Raw genomic sequence first — 3664 nt, 5'->3', positions numbered from 1 at the left:
GTACAACGTTTACGCGGTGAAGGTAATGGCCCAATTTCGGCAATGCTCGATGCGTTACAATTGCCAATTGATGTTGTAAATTATGAAGAGCGCAGCATCGGTTCAGGTGCCAATGCCAAGGCCCTTGCCTTGATTGAGCTTCAGGTCAAAGGCACAGGTAAGAGCGCATTTGGTGCAGGGATTCATGACAATATCGTCACCTCGTCCATTGAAGCGATTATTGCATGTACCAATCGTTTAATTGAACAAGGTGTACTTACAACTAAGCAAGTTGCTGCTGCGGCAGTTTAAGCAAAGCTGAGTTGTAATATCAGAAAAAATGACTTTTGAAAGGATACCTGAATTGGTATCCTTTTATTATTGATCAAAGATTTATACAAGGCGAATCATTCCAGTGTCTTTTCCATCGGATTCAGTGGGTTTAGTCACACCACAAAAATTTCAATTTGAGCAACCATTAGAGCTTGAATGTGGGCGTATCCTGCCACGTTTTGATTTGATGGTTGAAACCTATGGAACACTTAATGCAGATAAATCCAATGCAATCTTAATTTGCCATGCATTATCTGGGCATCATCATGCTGCGGGTTATCATCATGCAGATGATAAAAAAGCAGGTTGGTGGGATAGCTGTATTGGTCCTGGCAAAGCGATTGATACCAATCATTTTTTTATTGTTTCTTTAAATAATATTGGTGGTTGTAATGGTTCAACAGGCCCAACATCGCCAAACCCTGAAAATGAAAATCGTCCTTATGGTCCAGATTTTCCATTAGTCACTGTGCGTGACTGGGTAAAGACCCAAGCCATGCTATCTGATCGCCTCGGAATTGATGTTTGGTTTGCCGTGATTGGTGGTTCGTTAGGTGGCATGCAAGCACTACAATGGTCATTGGACTATGCTGATCGTTTAAAAAAATGTGTCATTATCGCCAGTGCACCAAAATTATCGGCACAAAATATTGCCTTTAATGAAGTTGCTCGCCAATCGATTCTCTCTGATCCAGATTTCCATCATGGGCGTTACTTGGAAAATGACAGTTATCCAAAACGTGGGTTAATTTTGGCGCGTATGGTCGGTCATATTACGTATTTGTCTGAAGAAGCCATGAAACAGAAATTTGGTCGTGATTTGAAATCTGGCAAATTTATGTATGGTTTTGATGTCGAATTCCAAGTTGAAAGTTATTTACGTTATCAAGGCGAACAATTTAGTCGCAATTTTGATGCAAATACTTACTTGATTATGACCAAGGCCTTGGATTATTTTGATCCATCTCGTGAGTATGAACATTCCTTGACTAAAGCAATGAGCAAGCCTAAATGCAAATTCTTGGTGATTTCATTTACGACTGACTGGCGTTTCAGCCCAAGTCGTTCACAAGAATTAGTTGATGCTCTAATTGATAATCATAAGCCCGTCAGTTACTTAGATATTGATGCAGAACAAGGTCATGATTCGTTCTTGTTCCCTATCCCACTCTATGTGAAAACATTAAGAGCCTTTTTAGGTGGAGCGCAACAGTTGCAATCGACCCGTTTGGAGAATATCTAATGCGTATAGATCAACGACTGGCTGAAAGATGGATTAAACCTGATTCCAACGTACTGGATTTAGGCTGTGGTGATGGTGAATTACTGGCGCATATGAGCAAACAGCACAATATTCGTGCTTACGGCTTAGAAATCGATCAAGAAAAGATTGCAATTGCCATCAGTCGAGGGTTAAATATTATCCAACAGGATTTAAACTTGGGTTTAAGCCGTTTTGCCGACCAGTCGTTTGACTCTGTGGTTATGGCACAAGCTTTGCAAGCTGTAGATGCGCCCGATGTATTACTTCGTGATATGGTGCGTGTCGGAAAACAGGCAATTATTACTTTTCCAAACTTTGCGTATTGGAAGACTCGTTCTTTTCTTGCATTGAAAGGGAAAATGCCTGTCTCGGAAGCTTTACCCTATATGTGGTATAACACTCCGAATATTCATTTATGTACTTTCCGTGACTTTGAAGCCCTATGTGCTGAGAATCGGATTAAAATTATTAATCGACTTGCCGTCAATGGTGACCAACAAGGTAGTATGCTCAGTAAGCATATGCCGAACCTATTTGGTGAAGTCGCAATTTATCGAGTGAGCGCTCTATGAAAAAGACATTTATCAGCACATTTTTATTTGGTCTGATCAGTATACAAGCGCACGCTGACTATGTTGCTCAACCACAATCAGTTGCAACACAGGCAGCGCGATATTCAGTGATGGGTATCAGTGAATTACAAAGCGCAGCAAAATCTGGTCAAGCTGGGGCACAATTTTATCTAGCAACACGTTACCAGTTTGGTAAAGAAGTGGCTAAAGATGAAAAACAAGCTTTCACTTTATTCAAGGCAGCAGCAGATCAAGGTTTATCTGCTGCACAGTTAAATGTCGGTCGTATGTATGCAGATGGCATCGGTACGAAGAAAGATGAAGCTTTGGCGCGTAAATATTTCGAGAAAGCTGCGAGTAATGGCGATAACCGTGCCAGCTTCAATCTTGCAATGATGGAAGAGCAAAAGAAAAATTTTGTTGGTGCTTATCAATGGTATGAATTATCTACCCGTGATGGCATGCTGGATACTAAAGTCATCAGCCTATCTGAAGGGAAGAAAACCGCGTTGGCTGCTAACTTGACTCAAGATCAGATTCGTACTGCACGTGACCGTGCTGATAAATGGATTCAAGCGCAATAATCTTGCTTAGATCTATTGAGTAATATAAAAAACCGACTTGTAAGAGTCGGTTTTTTATTGGTTTTATTCCAAATTGATTTAAATGTAGTTCAATTTCTACTTTTACAAAAAGATCTTAAGCTGCTATTTATCTTAAATTGTTCATTTTTTAGTACTCATGTCTCAGATATGTGCGGAACTCACCCAAGATCAATCACATCGTCCGATCTTGGAATATGCACTCCAGTATATTGATGCGACCCTCCCTCGTGTTGCCATTGATTGTGGATGTGGCGCAGGCAATGAAGCAGCCTTCTTACTCAAACATGACTATCGGGTTTATGCCTTTGATCCCTCTGAAGCAGCACAACGGGCATGTCAGTATCGATTTAAAAATCATCCTAAATTCTTTTTCTCAAATCATGTTTTTGAGAATTATCCGTTTCCATCAGCCAGTATTATCATTGCCCTATTCAGTCTGTTCTTTTGCGCCCCTAGCCAAATTGATCATGTACTCGCAAAGATGAAACATGCCTTGCCGCAAGGCGGGATTTTATTAATACAACTTTTAGGTCAAAATGATGCTTGGTTATTACAACAGCCTCAGACCATGCAAGGATTTAATCGCCAGCAAATTAAACAACTGTTCATTGAAGATTATGAAATTTTATTGAATCAAGAAACCAGAACAGAACATCCAAATGCTCACGGAAAAATTAAATTCTGGAATTTCCACACACTGATTTTGAAAAAACTTTAGCATGAAATTTTCTTTTACCGTTACACCCTATTCAGATGGAATTTATGCTGGTCTTAACATGCAGATCATTCCCTATGATTTGCAACAAAATCCAAATTGTGATCATTCAATTGTCATTGATGAAATCGCATTTTCTTTAGTAGAGCACTTATTTTTAAGGGATAAAAAGCCTTGGTCACACTGGGGAAATACA

At 39.8% G+C, this 3664-nt stretch carries 5 protein-coding genes and 1 pseudogene; all 6 read left to right on the top strand.

Annotation, left to right across the window (positions count from 1 at the left end; translation table 11 throughout):
* Positions 1-291: alpha-isopropylmalate synthase regulatory domain-containing protein (locus B4H32_RS06105; RefSeq protein ID WP_286800901.1), on the top strand; the 291-nt coding region annotated here is incomplete at its 5' end.
* A 103-nt stretch (positions 292-394) separates the two neighbouring features.
* Positions 395-1555 (top strand): homoserine O-succinyltransferase MetX, encoded by a 1161-nt coding sequence (gene metX / locus B4H32_RS06100; protein WP_004683221.1) that lies wholly within the window; start codon positions 395-397, stop codon positions 1553-1555.
* Positions 1555-2148 (top strand): methionine biosynthesis protein MetW, encoded by a 594-nt coding sequence (gene metW / locus B4H32_RS06095; protein WP_004678509.1) that lies wholly within the window; start codon positions 1555-1557, stop codon positions 2146-2148. Before metX ends, metW begins: the two co-directional genes overlap by 1 nt.
* Positions 2145-2732, top strand: a complete 588-nt coding sequence (locus tag B4H32_RS06090; protein ID WP_004757129.1) for a tetratricopeptide repeat protein — start codon at positions 2145-2147, stop codon at positions 2730-2732. Before metW ends, B4H32_RS06090 begins: the two co-directional genes overlap by 4 nt.
* A gap of 157 nt (positions 2733-2889) precedes the next feature.
* Positions 2890-3471 (top strand): class I SAM-dependent methyltransferase, encoded by a 582-nt coding sequence (locus B4H32_RS06085; protein ID WP_004757128.1) that lies wholly within the window; start codon positions 2890-2892, stop codon positions 3469-3471.
* A gap of 1 nt (position 3472) precedes the next feature.
* Positions 3473-3664: pseudogene (locus B4H32_RS06080) on the top strand (hypothetical protein); the annotation flags it as partial.

The sequence above is a fragment of the Acinetobacter sp. UBA2063 genome, from assembly GCF_002333245.1.
Taxonomy (GTDB): Bacteria; Pseudomonadota; Gammaproteobacteria; order Pseudomonadales; family Moraxellaceae; genus Acinetobacter; species Acinetobacter parvus.
The sequence above is the reverse complement of the archived record's forward strand: the minus strand, read 5'-3'. Positions and strand labels throughout refer to the sequence as shown.